This window comes from Streptomyces sp. NPDC053367, from assembly GCF_044545925.1.
Taxonomy (GTDB): domain Bacteria; phylum Actinomycetota; class Actinomycetes; order Streptomycetales; family Streptomycetaceae; genus Streptomyces.
Genome location: NZ_JBITYN010000009.1, coordinates 196,966 through 210,643 on the forward strand (window position 1 = coordinate 196,966; position 13,678 = coordinate 210,643).

Genomic DNA, 13,678 nt, shown 5'->3' on the forward strand with positions numbered 1-13,678 from the left:
GCCGCAATACCGCCCGGCCTGCGGGGTGGGTGGCAGCAGTGATCGAAACGTGACCGGATACGCTGACTTGAGTGATGGCAGCGACCTATCGACATACCGCGTAATCGCCAGTAGACACCAGCAGACAGGAGACCCCTCGTGACCGTCGTCGGGCCGTTCGGGCTGAGCGTGCGGGACCAGGCTCTGGAAGCCGATGTCCAGGCCGGATTGGCGGCTGTCGAGGAAGGGCTGCTCGAGGCCACCAAGAGCGAGGTGCCCTTCATCACCGAGGCCGCCCAGCATCTGGTGCGGGCGGGCGGCAAGCGGTTCCGGCCGCTGCTCGTGATGCTCGCCGCCCAGTTCGGCGACCCCTACGCGCCGGGCGTCGTGCCCTCGGCGGTGGTGGTCGAGCTGACCCACCTCGCCACGCTGTACCACGACGACGTCATGGACGAGGCGTCCGTGCGCCGTGGCGTGCCCAGCGCGAACACCCGCTGGGGCAACTCGGTGGCCGTCCTCACCGGCGACTTCCTCTTCGCCCGCGCCTCGCACATCCTGGCCGACCTCGGCCCGGAGGCGGTCCGCGTGCAGGCCGAGGCGTTCGAACGCCTGGTGACCGGGCAGATCCTGGAGACCGCGGGACCGGCCGACGGCCGCGACCCGGTCGACCACTACCTGGACGTGCTGGGCGGCAAGACGGGCTCGCTGGTGGCGGTCTCCTGCCGGTTCGGCGCCATGATGTCCGGCGCCGACGAGACGGTCGTCGACGTCCTCACCCAGTACGGTGAGCGGCTCGGCGTCGCCTTCCAGCTCGCGGACGACGTCCTGGACATCGCCTCCGACTCCCACGAGTCCGGCAAGACGCCCGGCACCGACCTGCGCGAGGGCATCCCCACCATGCCGGTGCTGCGGCTGCGCGAGCGCGCGGCCCGGCTCGGGCTCGCCGAGGACATCGCCCTGTGCGAACTGCTCGACTCCGACCTCACCGACGACGCCCGGCACGCCGAGGCGCTCGCCGCGATGCGGGCGCACCCCGCCCTGGAGCAGGCCCGCCGCGACACGATCAGGTTCGCGGAGGAGGCCCGGGCGGCGCTCGTGCCGCTGAAGGAGTGCGACGCGAAGGCGGCGCTGATGGAGCTGTGCGACGCGGTGGTGCACCGGGCCGGCTGACGACCCGTTCGACCGAGATCGCCCAAGGGCGGCGCGCCCTGGACCCTTACGGGTCGGGGGAGGCGCCGCCCTTGTGTGTCATACCGCAGTAGTACGCGGAGTTGGCTCCGGAGAGTGACGCCCCGGCGGCGGGCATTTGGTCAGATGGAGACCAGACGGAAAACACCACTCCTCACCGAATCGGGTGAGAATGGCGGCTCAGGGTGAACAGTGCGCATCGAGCTGAACGGCCGCCGCCGACACGGAGGTAGGGCACACATGGCACCGTACGAATCCGACGAGAGCACCACCGCAGCGGAGTCCGACGACCAGCGCGCGGGCCGACGCAGGGCCGCGCGGTACGTCGTCCCGGTCGCGGTGACCGGCGTCGCGGTGGCGACCATCGGGCTCGTCCCGGCACTGGCCGACTCCGGCAGCCCCGACCTGCCGAAGATCAGCGCCGAGCAACTCGTCCAGCACATCGCCGAGTCGGACACCGAGCAGCTGTCCGGCACGGTCCGTGTCAACACCGACCTCGGCCTGCCCGACCTCGGCGGACTGGAGAGCGGCCTGCTGGCCGGCGCCGCCCAGGACGGGGCCGGCGGCGAGGGCTCCGCGGCCGACCCGTCGGCCCGCCTCACCGAACTGGCCTCCGGCACCCACACCCTGCGCGTGGCCGCCGACGGCCCCGACCGGCAGAAGGTGTCGCTGCTCCAGGACGCCGCCGAGTACAGCGTCATCCACAACGGCAAGGACGTCTGGGGCTACGACAGCAAGTCCAACGAGGTCTACCACTCCACGACCGCCGAGAGCGGAAAGGCCGCGGACGTGCCCGCCACGCCCAAGGACTTCGCCGAGCAGGCGCTGAAGGCGGTCGACGACACCACGTCCGTCACGGTCGACGGCACCGCCCGGGTCGCCGGCCGCGACACCTACAAGCTGCTGATCAAGCCCAAGCAGTCCGGCACCACCGTCGGCGCGATCAGCATCGCCGTGGACGCGAAGACCTGGACGCCGCTGAAGTTCACACTCACCCCGGCCGGTGGCGGCGCGGCCGTCGTGGACGTCGGTTTCACCCAGGTCAGCTTCGCCCGGCCGGCCGCCTCCACCTTCGACTTCGCCCCGCCCAAGGGCGCGAAGGTCACCCAGGGCGACAGCCACGAACACCCCACGGCCGCCCAGCCGTTCGAGACCGAGGAGGACGCCGCCGCCCGCGGTACCGAGGGCATGAACACCATTGGCGAGGGCTGGAACGCGATAGCCACCTTCGACACCGGCGGCGAGGGCATCCCCTCCGGCGAGGAGGCCGGCGACTTCGGCGGCTTCCTGGACTCCCTCGGCGACCACGTCAGCGGCAAGTTCGGCTCCGGCACCGTCTTCGAGACCCGCCTGATCAACGCCCTGATCACCGAGGACGGCAAGGTCTACGTCGGCGCGGTCACCGAGGACGCGCTGGTGAAGGCGGCCGAGTCGCGGGGCTGACCACCGGTCCGTGGCGAAAGGGGTGCCGCCGGCGGTGGAGGGCGTGCGCGCGGGGCAGTGAGTACCGTACGCGCGTACGACGAGTCGAGGGAGCCGGGGAAGCATGAGCGCAGCGCCCGCCAGGAAGCCTGACCGCAGCGACGCGGGTGACGGTGTCATCGCCACCCGCGGCCTCACCAAGCGCTACCGCGGCGGGCAGCTCGCCGTCGACGGCCTCGACCTGACCGTCCCGGCGGGCAGCGTCTTCGGCTTCCTCGGCCCCAACGGCTCCGGCAAGACCACCACCATCCGCATGCTGATGGGCCTGATCGAGCCCACCTCGGGCACGGCACGCGTACTGGGGCAGCCCATGCCCCGCGCCGCACGCGCCGTGCTCCCGCAGGTGGGCGCGCTCATCGAGGGCCCGGCTCTGTACGGCTTCCTCTCCGGCCGGGACAACCTGCTGCGCTACGACGCGGCCGACCCCACCGCCGACCCGCGCACCCGGCGGGCCCGGGTCGCCGCCGCGCTGGACCGGGTCGGGCTCGCGGCCGCGGCCGGCAAGAAGGCCAGGGTGTACTCCCTCGGCATGAAGCAGCGGCTGGGGCTGGCAGCGGCCCTGCTCCAGCCACGCCGGCTGCTGGTGCTGGACGAGCCGACCAACGGGCTCGACCCGCAGGGCATGCGGGAGATCCGCACCCTGGTCAGGGAACTCGCCGCCGACGGCACGACCGTGTTCCTCTCCTCCCACCTCCTCGACGAGATCGAGCAGGTCTGCACCCACGCGGCCGTCATGGCCCGCGGCCGGCTCATCACCCAGGGGCCGGTCGCCGACCTCGCGGCCGGGGCGCGCGGGCGTCTCGTCGTCACGACGCCGGACTCGGGGGACGCGGCTCGGGTGCTGAAGGAGCAGGGCGTGGGCGATGTGGTCGTCGACGGGGACCGGGTGACAGGAGAGCCGCCTGAGCGGGAACTCTCCGATCTCACCGCCGCGTTGGTGAAGGCAGGGGTGCGGGTGCGCGGCTTCGGCGTCGAACGGCCCTCGCTGGAAGAGGCGTTCGTGGCACTGACGGGGGAGGGATTCGATGTCGCGGGCTGAGGCGCGGGTTGAGACGAAGACTGCGGCGCAGGCCGAGGCCGCCGTCCGGCCGAACCCCTTGTGGACCTTCGGCCTGCTGCGCAGCGAGCTGCTGACCACCTTCCGGCGCTGGCGCACCCTCGCCCTGCTGGGTGTCCTGGCGGCGGTGCCGGTGCTGGTCGGGATCGCCGTGAAGATCGAGACCAGTGACGGCTCGTCCCTGGGCGGAGGCGGCGGAGAGGGGCCGGCGTTCATCTCGCAGATCACCAACAACGGCCTGTTCCTGGTGTTCACGGGCCTCGCGGCGACCCTGCCGTTCTTCCTGCCGATGGCCGTCGGCGTGGTCGCCGGCGACGCCCTCGCCGGGGAGGCGAACGCGGGCACCCTGCGCTATCTGCTGGTCGCGCCCGCCGGCCGCACCCGCTTGCTGCTCACCAAGTACGCCACCGTGGTCGCCTTCTGCCTGGCGGCCACCCTCACCGTCGCGATATCCGCGCTCGCGGTCGGCGCACTGCTCTTTCCGCTGGGCGACCTGACGACCATCTCCGGGACCCGGATCAGCTTCGCCGAGGGCCTCGGCCGGGCGGTGCTGATAGCCCTGGTCGTCGCCGCGTCCCTGCTGGGGATCGCCGCGCTGGGACTGTTCGTCTCCACCCTGACCGGCAGCGGCATCGCCGCGATGGCGACGACCGTGGGCCTGCTGATCACCGTGCAGATCCTCGACCAGATACCCCAGCTGAGCGCCCTGCACCCGTACTTCTTCTCGCACCACTGGCTGTCCTTCGCCGACCTCATGCGCGAGCCGGTCTACTGGGAGGACCTGCGCAAGAACCTCGGGATACAGGCGCTCTACGCGGTGGTGTTCGGCTCGGCGGCCTGGGCGCGGTTCACCGCCAAGGACATCACCGCCTAGGACCGCCCGGGGCATCGGCGCCCGGGACGGGCCCGGCCGTCAGCTGTCGTAGGGGAATCGCGCGAAGGGTGCCTCCTGCGCGAAGAAGGTCTTGGCGCGGGTCAGGGCCTCGGTGTCGTCCAGCACGTCACCGGGCTTGCTGCCGTTGCCGAGCAGCACTCCGCCGAAGCGCATGCCCATGTAGGCGGCCGAGTGGTTGAGGGTGCCGACGAGCGGGTCGGCGACCTCGGTCTCCTGGTGCGCGAGCACGGTCACGCCCCACAGGGTGCGCCCGGCCATCGTGGCCCGGAAGTCGACGCCGGGCACGCGCAGCCAGCCGGACCAGTAGTCGAGGTAGCGCTTGGCCGGCGCGGAGAGCGAGTACCAGTACAGCGGCGAGACGATCACCAGGTCCGTCGCGGCGAGGGTGGCGTCGAGGAGCAGCTCGATGTTGGGGTCGGCGGAGCGGACGCGGTCAGGGGCGTGCCGCAGGTCCTCGAAGTCGGGCAGGGGGTGGTCGGCCAGGTGGAGCCACCGCTGCTCGACGTCCTTGGGGAGCTGCTCGGCGGCACGGCGGGCCAGCAGCTCGGTGTTGCCGTCGGCGCGGCTGCCGGCGATCAGGAAGAGAAAGCGGCGGTTCATGGGTCCCCCAGGTCTCGGTGTGGTGCCTTCGCCAGGCACCCCCACAGTATATGCACACGCATCTATCTGGCTGGGCGGCCTGATCTCCAGGGCGAGCGGAGCCCCGCCCGGCGCTTGGGACGAGGCTGTGACGTCGTGGTGACGTGTGCAGAGCCGCTGAGCGGAGAGACTCGACAGTGCGTGTCCGGCGGAGTTCGCGGACACATGTGAGTGGGGGGACCGATGACGATGACACGATCCAGCCGCGGCGAGCAGCGCGAGCAGCCGTTCGACGCCGAGACGCCCGCCGCCGGACCGGCGGAGCCGCTCGACGTCCGCGTCACCGCGGCCGGCGCGCTGGTCGGTGGGGCGCGCGTGACCGCCCCCTCCGGCGAGGAGCTCCAGCGCGCGGTCCTCAAGCATCTGCACACCCTCGCCCGCGCTGCCGGTCGCCCCGTCCTCGCCCGGATCCACGACGAGCGCATCGGGTACGTCGTCCCGCTCCAGGTCGCCCCGGACGGCGCGAGCACCTTCACGGGAGAGCCGGTGCGCATGCGACCTGAGCCGCGGTGGGCTTCGCCCGAGGGCGGGGCCCCGTCGTCGTCCGCCTCCGCTGAGCCTTCCCCCTCCTCGCAGCCCTCGTCTTCCTCCCCCTCGCCGTCCCGGTCCGCGGACGCCTCCCCCTTCCCCTCCCCGGCGTCACCTGCGTCCTCGGTGGGGGGCTTCGGGCCGCCGCCGGTGATGGGGGCGCCTTCGCGTGCGGCCGAGCCGTACGGGCGGCAGGCCGCTGCCCGGCCCGCCGGGTCGCCGTACGTGGCACCGCCGCAGTCCGCCCGGCCGGGGGAACCGAACCCGTACCTGCGGCCGACGGAGGGCCTGTGCCCGGAGTCGGGCACGGGCCGGGCACCGGCGCCCGAGCCCCGCATGACTCGTGAGGCCCCCGTCGCGCCCCCCGTCGCGCCGCGCGAAGCCCCTGTGGCCCCCACGGCCCCCCTCCCGCCCATTGCCCCCACAGCTCCCCTCCCGCCCATTGCCTCGGCGGCGTTCAGGGAGCCCGCCTCACCCACCTCCGCCACTCCCACCCCTCCCCGGGGCTTCGACGCCATCGCAGAAGCCGTGCTCGACGAGGGCCAGGGCGTGGCCGGTCCGCTGGCGGAGCCGATGGCCGGGATCAACGAGGCCGTGCGGTCGGGGCAGGTGGACAGGGCTGCCGAGCTGGCCGGGCGGGTGCTGGCGGAGGCGTCCGGGGCGTTGGGCGCGGAGCACCCCGAAGTGCTGCGGCTGCGTGAGCTGGCCGCGTACATCGCCTACCTGGCCGGAGACGGCGAGCGGGCCCTGACGCTGTCCCTGGAGCTGGCCCGGGTTCACCGCGCTCGGCGTGACGCCGAGGCCGCCTACGGCAACGTCCAGAGCGCGGCGACGGCCTGGCGCGCGGTGCGCGACCCGCGGCTCGGACTGCATCTCGGGCGAGAGCTGATCGGGCTGTGGACCGAGCTGGTGGCAGAGGGCGGCCCCGCGGCCGACGACCTGGAGGAACTGGAGTCGGCGCACGCCCGCATGGGCCGCCTCAAGGGACGAGCGGAGCGGGCGGAGACGGCCTGACGGAGGCCGACGCGTCGGCCCCCGCCCGACTGTCAGCCACCGGCGGGGCATGCACCTCGGTCCTAGTTCACGCAGAACTCGTTCCCCTCCGGGTCCGCCATGACCACCCACTGCCCCGAAGGCTCCTTCACCTCGCGCAGCACAGTCGCCCCGAGCCCCTTCAGCCGGTCCACCTCACGCTCGCGCAGCGCCTCGCCCGGGTGCAGATCGAGGTGGAGCCGGTTCTTGCCGGTCTTGGGCTCGGGGACGCGCTGGAAGAGCAGCCGCCGGCCGAGGCCGGTGCCACTGTTCGGGTCGACGGGGTCGTCGGGATGCCGTACGGCGACTAGGTCGCGGAAGGCCAGGCGCGCGTGGAACTCCACGACGGCCTCGCGCGGCAGGGCGCCGAGCTCCAGCAGGCGCTCGATGAGGGCGTTGTTGTCCTCGACCTCGTAGTGGAGCGCGGCGGCCCAGAAGTCGGCCTGGGTGTGCGGATCCGTGGCGTCGATGACGACCTTGAAGTGGACGGGTGCCGGAGAGCCGGCCTCGCTTGTGGATGCCTCGATGTCGGTCACGTAACCAGTTATATTGGTTACGTGACTGAGCGGGCAACCAGAACGCCGAGAACACCGCGGACGCCGGGAGCCTCGTCGAGGGAGCCCGGCCTGACCCTGCTCTCGCACGAGGGCAAGCCGTACCGCTTCGACCCCGGCGCCCTCTGCCTGGAGCTGCTGACCACCGGCGGCCCGGGCGCCTTCGCGCGCTACGAGGTGCTGCACGAGCCCGCCGACCTGGTGACCTGGGTGGGCCGCAGCCGGCTGGCGGACGGGCTGGACCTCGCCGTCACCGAGGAGGAGCTGGGCGAGGTGCGGCGCTTCCGTGACGCGCTGTTCCTGCTCACCGCCGACCGGGCGCACGGCAGGCCGCTCCAGCCGCGCCACCTCGACGTCGTCAACGCGGCCGCCGCCGAACCGCCCCTGATCGCCAGGCTGGCCCCCGACGGCTCCCGGACCTGGGCACCGGGCGCCACCGGGACCCGGCTGCTGGCCACGCTGGCCCTCGACGCGATCGAGCTGTTCAGCGGGCCGTACGCCGACCGTGTCCGGGAGTGCGGGGCGCACGACTGCTATCTGCTGTTCGTCGACACCTCGCGGCCGGGCCGGCGCCGCTGGTGCGCCATGGAGCACTGCGGCAACCGTGAGAAGGTCCGCGCCCACCGCGCCCGCGGCGCGACAACGGGACAGGCCATCCCGCCCACGGGCTCCAGGCCTAGGCCTGGGCCTCCTGCCTGACCTCGGAAGCCACCGCACCCGAGCCGGCCACCTGACCCGAGCCGGCCACCTGACCCGAGCTGGCCACCTGACCCGAGCTGGCCACCTGACCCGAGCTGGCCACCGCACCCGCCCCGGCCACCGCACCCGCACCGGCCGCCGCACCCGCCCCGGCCACACTGTCGGCGCCGGCCGCGGCCACGGCCACGTCCTCCACCCCGGCCACGCCGTCCTCGGCGGCCACCGCCACCTCCGGACCGCCGCGCAGCGCTCGCGCGCTGCGGCGTGCCGTGCGCAGCGCGTCCCACGTCAGCAGCGTCAGCGCCAGCCACACCAGCGTGAAGCCGGCCCAGCGCTCGGGCGGCATGGCCTCGTGGAAGTAGGCGACACCGAGCAGGAACTGGAAGACGGGGGCGAGGTACTGCAGCAGCCCCAGCGTGGACAGCGGCACACGGATGGCGGCGGCGCCGAAGCAGACCAACGGGACCGCGGTGACCAGGCCGGTCGCGGCGAGCAGCGCCGCGTGCCCGGCACCCTCGGTGGCGAAGGTCAGGTCGCCCTGGCCGCTCAGCCACACCAGATAGGCGAGCGCGGGCAGGAACTGCATCGCGGTCTCGGCGGCCAGCGACTCGAGGCCGCTGAGGTTGACCTTCTTCTTCACCAGCCCGTACGTGGCGAAGGAGAAGGCGAGGACCAGGGAGATCCACGGCGGCCGGCCGTAGCCGACGGTGAGCACCACGACGGCGGCGAAACCGGTCCCGACGGCGGCCCACTGCACGGGCCGCAGCCGCTCCTTGAGCAGCAGCACACCCATGGCGATGGTGACGAGCGGGTTGATGAAGTAGCCGAGGGAGGACTCCACGACCCGGTCGTTGTTGACGGCCCAGATGTAGGTGCCCCAGTTGATCGAGATCACCGCCGCGGCGGCGGCCACGAGCGCCAGCCTGCGCGGCTGCCGCACGAGCTCGCCGAGCCAGCGCCAGCGCCGTACGGCGAGCAGCACCAGGGCGACCACGACGAAGGACCACAGCATCCGGTGGGCGAGGACCTCGACCGCGCCCGCGGGCTTCAGCAGCGGGAAGAACAGGGGGAACAGCCCCCACATCCCGTAGGCCGCGAAGCCGTTCAGCAGTCCTATGCGCCGCTCGCCCTTCGACTCGCCCACGGGCCCTCCTCACCTCGTCGCCGTCACCCGTCCGGACGACGGTAACGCCGAGCACCCCCGGATGTCATGCCCGTATCGCCATACGGTCATGACAAGCCGAGGGTGTGGGGGTCACCTCAGGTCAGCCCTTGAGGGCGTCCGCGACCGCCTGCTCGAGCGATGTGGTGGGGCGCCCCGCAAGCCGGGACAGGTCGCCGGTCGGCACCACCAGCTCGCCCTTCGCGATGGAGGCGTCCACCCCGGCGAAGACCACCGCGAGCGGCTCGGGCAGTCCGGCGCCGGTGAGGATGCCGGTGAGGGCCTCGACCGAGACGGGGCGGTAGGCGATCTCCCGGCCGGTCTGCCGGCTCAGCTCGGCCGCGTACTCGGCGAAGGAGAAGGACGTGTCGCCGCCCAGCTCGTAGGTCTTGTTCTCGTGTCCCTCGCCGGTCAGCACCGCGACCGCGGCGGCCGCGTAGTCGGCGCGCGAGGCGGCGGAGACGCGACCGTCGCCGGCGGCCTGGACGACGGCGCCGTGCTCCAGGACCGGGGCCAGGTGCTCGGTGTAGTTCTCGAAGTACCAGCCGTTGCGCAGCAGCGTGTAGGGCACGCCGGAGCCGAGCAGGATCTCCTCGGTCGCGCGGTGGTCGTCGGCGAGCGCGGCGGTCAGGGAGCCGGGCGCGCTGGTGTAGGCGAGCAGGGCGACGCCCGCGGCCTTCGCGGCGTCGATGACGCCCTTGTGCTGGGCGGGGCGGCCCTTGTCGAACTCGTTGCCGGAGATCAGCAGCACCCGGTCGCCGGTCGCGAAGACCCCGGCGAAGGTCTCGGGGGCGTTGTAGTCGGCGACCGCCAGCTGCACGCCGCGTTCGGCGAGGTCGGCGGCCCGGGCCTTGTCCCGTACGACCGCGGTGATCTGTTCGGCCGGGACCTTCTCCAGCAGCTGCTCCACGACGTGGCGGCCGAGCTTTCCGGTGGCGCCGGTGACGACGATGCCCATGGTTCATGTCTCCTTCGGTGGGGTCTGACACTCACCTTAGGAGGGGCGCTAACTATTCGTAAGTACCCACTTTGAAGTAAGGTACTGGCATGGCAGTAAGTACCGCGTGGGACTCCGAGGCCCTGTGCCCGCACCGCCTCGTCCTGGAGCACGTCACCAGCCGCTGGGGCGTCCTCGTGCTGATCGCCCTGCTCGAGCGCTCCTACCGGTTCAGCGAGCTGCGCCGGGAGATCGGCCGGACCGGCCGGGGCGTCAGCGAGAAGATGCTGACCCAGACCCTGCAGACCCTGGAGCGCGACGGCCTGGTCCACCGTGCCGCCCAGCCGGTCATCCCGCCGCGCGTCGACTACTCCCTCACCGAGCTGGGCCGCGAGGCCGCCGAGCAGGTACGCGCCCTCGCCGCGTGGACCGAGCGGCGCATGACCGCCGTACAGGAAGCCCGTCAGGCATACGACGAGGCCCGGGCGACGGGCGCCCGGGCCTCCTGAAAGCAACGCCTCCTGAGAGACAGGCCGGTCAGCCGAGGACCGTCCAGGTGTCCCCGCCAGCCAGCAGCGCCGCCAGATCGCCCTTGCCGTTCTGCTCGATGGACCGGTCGAGCTGGTCGGACATCTGGACGTCGTAGACCGGCCGCTCCACCGAACGCAGCACGCCGATCGGCGTGTGGTGCAGGGTGTCGGGGTCGGCGAGACGGGACAGCGCGAACGCCGTGGTCGGGGACGGCGCATGGGCGTCGTGCACCAGCACCTGCGCCTCGTTCTCCGCGGTCACGGTGACCACCTTCAGATCACCCGTCGCCGGATCGCGTACGACGCCCTTGGCGAGGTCCGTGCCGAAGCGGATCGGCTGCCCGTGCTCCAGCCGGATCAGCGCCTCGTCGGCGGAGTCCTTGTCCTTGAGGGCGTCGAAGGCGCCGTCGTTGAAGATGTTGCAGTTCTGGTAGATCTCGATCAGCGCGGTGCCCGGGTGGGCGGCGGCCTGCCGCAGCACATCGGTCAGGTGCCTGCGGTCGGAGTCGATCGTGCGGGCCACGAACGACGCCTCGGCGCCCAGCGCCAGCGACACCGGGTTGAAGGGCGCGTCCAGCGACCCCATCGGTGTCGACTTGGTGATCTTCCCGACCTCGGAGGTGGGGGAGTACTGGCCCTTGGTGAGCCCGTAGATCCGATTGTTGAACAGCAGGATCTTCAGGTTCACATTGCGGCGCAGCGCGTGGATCAGATGGTTGCCGCCGATGGACAGCGCGTCGCCGTCACCGGTCACCACCCACACGCTCAGGTCTCTTCGGGAGGCGGCGAGCCCCGTCGCGATGGCCGGGGCGCGGCCGTGGATGGAGTGCATCCCGTAGGTGTTCATGTAGTACGGGAAGCGCGAGGAGCAGCCGATGCCGGAGACGAAGACGATGTTCTCGCGGGCCAGCCCCAGCTCCGGCATGAAACCCTGCACCGCGGCGAGGATCGCGTAGTCACCGCAGCCGGGACACCAGCGCACTTCCTGATCGGACTTGAAGTCCTTCATGGACTGCCTGGCCTCGGCCTTGGGGACCAGCTTCAGTGCCTCAGTCATCGATGGCCTCCTTCAGGGCCCTGGCGAGCTGCTCCGCCTTGAACGGCATGCCGTTGACCTGGTTGTACGAGTGGGCGTCCACCAGATACTTCGCCCGGATCAGCGTGGCGAGCTGACCGAGGTTCATCTCGGGCACGACGACACGGTCGTAGGCCCGCAGCACCTCGCCGAGGTTGCGCGGGAACGGGTTGAGGTGGCGCAGATGGGCCTGCGCGATCTGCTGCCCGGCCGTGCGCAGCCGCCGTACCGCCGCGGTGATCGGGCCGTACGTCGAACCCCAGCCCAGCACCAGCGTGCGCGCGCCGTGCGGGTCGTCGACCTCCAGGTCGGGCACCTCGATGCCGTCGACCTTGGCCTGGCGGGTACGCACCATGAAGTCGTGGTTGGCGGGGTCGTAGGAGATGTTCCCGCTGCCGTCCTGCTTCTCGATGCCGCCGATACGGTGTTCCAGACCCGGCGTGCCCGGCACCGCCCACGGGCGGGCGAGCGTCTGCGGGTCGCGCTTGTACGGCCAGAAGACCTCGGAGCCGTCGTCCAGGGTGTGGTTCGGGCCCTGCGCGAACTGCACCTGGAGGTCCGGCAGCTCGTCCAGGTCCGGGATGCGCCACGGCTCGGAGCCGTTGGCCAGATAGCCGTCCGACAGCAGGAACACCGGGGTGCGGTAGGCCAGCGCGATCCGGGCCGCCTCCAGCGCCGCGTCGAAGCAGTCCGCCGCGGTGCACGGGGCGACCACCGGGACCGGCGCCTCGCCGTTGCGGCCGAACATCGCCTGCAGCAGGTCAGCCTGCTCGGTCTTGGTCGGCAGACCCGTCGAGGGACCGCCGCGCTGGATGTCCACGATCAGCAGCGGCAGCTCCAGCGACACCGCCAGCCCGATCGTCTCCGACTTCAGCGCCACACCGGGCCCGCTCGTCGTCGTCACCGCCAGCGAGCCGCCGAACGCCGCGCCGAGCGCCGCACCGATGCCCGCGATCTCGTCCTCGGCCTGGAAGGTGCGCACACCGAAGTTCTTGTGCTTCGACAGCTCGTGCAGGATGTCGGAGGCCGGGGTGATCGGGTACGAGCCCAGGAACAGCGGCAGATCCGCCTGCCGGGAGGCCGCGATCAGCCCGTACGCCAGCGCCAGGTTCCCGGAGATGTTGCGGTAGGTGCCCACCGGGAACGCCTTCGCCGCCGGCGCCACCTCGTAGGAGACCGCGAAGTCCTCGGTCGTCTCCCCGAAGTTCCAGCCCGCGCGGAACGCCGCGATGTTCGCCGCCGCGATGTCCGGCTTCTTGGCGAACTTCGACGTCAGGAACTTCTCCGTGCCCTCCGTCGGCCGGTGGTACATCCATGACAAGAGGCCGAGCGCGAACATGTTCTTGCTGCGCTCGGCCTCCTTGCGGGTGAGGTCGAAGTCCTTCAGGGCCTCCACCGTCAGGGTGGTCAGCGGGACCGGGTGGAGGTGGTAGCCGTCCAGCGAACCGTCCTCGAGCGGATTGCTGTCGTAGCCGACCTTCTGCATCGCCCGTTTGGTGAACTCGTCCGTGTTGACGATGATCTCCGCGCCGCGCGGCAGATCCCCCACGTTCGCCTTCAGCGCGGCCGGGTTCATGGCCACCAGCACGTTCGGCGCGTCGCCCGGCGTGAGGATGTCGTGGTCGGCGAAGTGCAGCTGGAAGCTCGACACACCGGGCAGGGTGCCGGCGGGCGCCCGGATCTCGGCGGGGAAGTTCGGCAGCGTCGACAGGTCGTTGCCGAAGGACGCCGTCTCCGAGGTGAAGCGGTCACCGGTGAGCTGCATCCCGTCACCGGAGTCCCCCGCGAACCTGATGATCACCCGGTCGACGCGCCGGACGTCCTTCGCCCCGGCCGGTTTGCGCTGCTCTCCTACGACGGCTCCGTCGGCCTGTTCCGCTGCACTGCTGACCTGGCTGGTCACTGAACTGGACCTCCTTCG

General features: G+C 71.9%; 13 protein-coding genes. 7 read left to right on the forward strand and 6 right to left on the reverse strand.

The features are described from left to right. Positions 1-138: 138 nt before the first annotated feature. From ACIGXJ_RS25485 to ACIGXJ_RS25500, 4 genes are all read left to right on the forward strand, one after another. Positions 139-1,149: a polyprenyl synthetase family protein gene (locus ACIGXJ_RS25485; protein WP_399649586.1), complete on the forward strand. Its 1,011-nt coding sequence runs from the start codon at positions 139-141 to the stop codon at positions 1,147-1,149. Positions 1,150-1,407: 258 nt separating this feature from the next. After that, on the forward strand, positions 1,408-2,610 hold the full coding sequence (locus ACIGXJ_RS25490; protein WP_399649589.1) for an outer membrane lipoprotein carrier protein LolA: 1,203 nt from the start codon (positions 1,408-1,410) through the stop codon (positions 2,608-2,610). A 103-nt stretch (positions 2,611-2,713) separates the two neighbouring features. Continuing rightward, entirely contained in the window at positions 2,714-3,688 is a 975-nt protein-coding gene (locus ACIGXJ_RS25495) for an ATP-binding cassette domain-containing protein (RefSeq protein ID WP_399649592.1), read from the forward strand. Further along, on the forward strand, positions 3,675-4,580 hold the full coding sequence (locus ACIGXJ_RS25500; RefSeq protein ID WP_399649595.1) for an ABC transporter permease: 906 nt from the start codon (positions 3,675-3,677) through the stop codon (positions 4,578-4,580). Before ACIGXJ_RS25495 ends, ACIGXJ_RS25500 begins: the two co-directional genes overlap by 14 nt. 39 nt (positions 4,581-4,619) lie before the next feature. On the opposite strand, the gene ACIGXJ_RS25505 is transcribed toward ACIGXJ_RS25500, so the two are convergent. Continuing rightward, entirely contained in the window at positions 4,620-5,201 is a 582-nt protein-coding gene (locus ACIGXJ_RS25505) for a flavodoxin family protein (protein WP_399649597.1), read from the reverse strand. Positions 5,202-5,429: 228 nt separating this feature from the next. Between ACIGXJ_RS25505 and ACIGXJ_RS25510 the strand changes: the two genes are divergently transcribed. Next, entirely contained in the window at positions 5,430-6,782 is a 1,353-nt protein-coding gene (locus ACIGXJ_RS25510) for a tetratricopeptide repeat protein (RefSeq protein WP_399649600.1), read from the forward strand. A gap of 62 nt (positions 6,783-6,844) precedes the next feature. Here ACIGXJ_RS25510 and ACIGXJ_RS25515 read toward each other — a convergent pair whose 3' ends face one another. Continuing rightward, the gene (locus tag ACIGXJ_RS25515; RefSeq protein WP_399649603.1) at positions 6,845-7,336 is read right to left on the reverse strand and encodes a VOC family protein; all 492 of its coding nucleotides are present in this window, start codon (positions 7,334-7,336) and stop codon (positions 6,845-6,847) included. Positions 7,337-7,432: 96 nt separating this feature from the next. Between ACIGXJ_RS25515 and ACIGXJ_RS25520 the strand changes: the two genes are divergently transcribed. Then, positions 7,433-8,053, forward strand: a complete 621-nt coding sequence (locus tag ACIGXJ_RS25520) for a CGNR zinc finger domain-containing protein (protein WP_399650214.1) — start codon at positions 7,433-7,435, stop codon at positions 8,051-8,053. Here the strand turns inward: ACIGXJ_RS25520 and rarD are convergent. After that, positions 8,031-9,137 (reverse strand): EamA family transporter RarD, encoded by a 1,107-nt coding sequence (rarD, locus tag ACIGXJ_RS25525; protein ID WP_399650217.1) that lies wholly within the window; start codon positions 9,135-9,137, stop codon positions 8,031-8,033. The genes ACIGXJ_RS25520 and rarD overlap by 23 nt on opposite strands. A 181-nt stretch (positions 9,138-9,318) precedes the next feature. Next, complete coding sequence (locus ACIGXJ_RS25530; protein WP_399649605.1) at positions 9,319-10,173, reverse strand: SDR family oxidoreductase; 855 nt, start codon at positions 10,171-10,173, stop codon at positions 9,319-9,321. Between the two features lie 89 nt (positions 10,174-10,262). Here ACIGXJ_RS25530 and ACIGXJ_RS25535 point away from each other — a divergent pair, with 89 nt between their 5' ends. After that, positions 10,263-10,661 (forward strand): winged helix-turn-helix transcriptional regulator, encoded by a 399-nt coding sequence (locus ACIGXJ_RS25535; protein ID WP_399649607.1) that lies wholly within the window; start codon positions 10,263-10,265, stop codon positions 10,659-10,661. A 28-nt stretch (positions 10,662-10,689) separates the two neighbouring features. Here ACIGXJ_RS25535 and ACIGXJ_RS25540 read toward each other — a convergent pair whose 3' ends face one another. Both ACIGXJ_RS25540 and ACIGXJ_RS25545 read right to left on the reverse strand, forming a co-directional pair. After that, positions 10,690-11,739, reverse strand: coding sequence for a 2-oxoacid:ferredoxin oxidoreductase subunit beta (locus tag ACIGXJ_RS25540; RefSeq protein WP_399649610.1), 1,050 nt, complete (start codon positions 11,737-11,739; stop codon positions 10,690-10,692). Further along, complete coding sequence (locus ACIGXJ_RS25545; protein WP_399649613.1) at positions 11,732-13,660, reverse strand: 2-oxoacid:acceptor oxidoreductase subunit alpha; 1,929 nt, start codon at positions 13,658-13,660, stop codon at positions 11,732-11,734. Before ACIGXJ_RS25545 ends, ACIGXJ_RS25540 begins: the two co-directional genes overlap by 8 nt. Positions 13,661-13,678: the final 18 nt, after the last annotated feature.